Here is an 865-nt window from a genome sequence, read left to right as displayed (position 1 = left end):
CCGCTGCCGCCCTGGCCGCCAGCCTCGCGGCGCGATCAGACCACCCTGTATCGCGGGCGATCGCCGACGCGGCTGTGGATAAACAACTGGCGCAGCATGCTGTGGATAACTTCGCCGCGCTGGCCGGGCGCGGCGTTCGTGGAGACATCGATGGCCAGACCTACCACCTGGGCAATCACCGCCTCGTGGAAGACCTCGGCCTGTGCTCGCCCGAGCTGGAAGACAAACTCTTCGCCCTGGAAAAACAGGGCAAGTCCGTGGTGCTGCTGCTCGACAGCACAAAGCCCTTGGCACTGTTTGCCGTCGCCGACACCGTGAAGGATTCCAGTCGTGAAGCCATCCGGCAATTGCACGAGCTGGGTATCAAGACGTTGATGCTGACGGGCGACAACGCCCACACCGCCGAAGCGATCGCCCAGCAGGTCGGCATCGATCAGGCCCGTGGCGACCTGCTGCCGGAGGACAAGCTGCACGCCATCGAAAACCTGTATGCCCAAGGCCACCGGGTCGGCATGGTCGGCGACGGCATCAACGACGCCCCGGCGCTCGCCCGCTCGGAAATCGGTTTCGCCATGGCGGCGGCCGGCACCGACACGGCCATCGAAACCGCCGACGTTGCCTTGATGGATGATGATCTGCGCAAGATCCCGGCGTTCATCCGGCTGTCGCGGCAGACGTCTAGCATCCTGAAGCAGAACATCATCCTGGCGCTGGTCATCAAGGCGATCTTCCTCGGGGTGACTTTCGCCGGGCTCGCGACCATGTGGATGGCGGTGTTTGCCGACATGGGGGTGAGCTTGCTGGTGGTGTTCAATGGGTTGCGGTTGTTGCGCAAGTAAAGATTGACGGTGACTGGAAGGGCCCT

The 865-nt window shown here is 63.6% G+C and carries 1 protein-coding gene; it reads left to right on the top strand.

Translation table 11 applies throughout. The features are described from left to right. Nucleotides 1-839: HAD-IC family P-type ATPase (locus OC610_RS28180; protein ID WP_264432939.1), on the top strand; the 839-nt coding region annotated here is incomplete at its 5' end. Nucleotides 840-865: the final 26 nt, after the last annotated feature.

This window comes from Pseudomonas agronomica (genome assembly GCF_025917275.1).
GTDB lineage: Bacteria > Pseudomonadota > Gammaproteobacteria > Pseudomonadales > Pseudomonadaceae > Aquipseudomonas > Aquipseudomonas agronomica.
The sequence above is the reverse complement of the archived record's forward strand: the minus strand, read 5'-3'. Positions and strand labels throughout refer to the sequence as shown.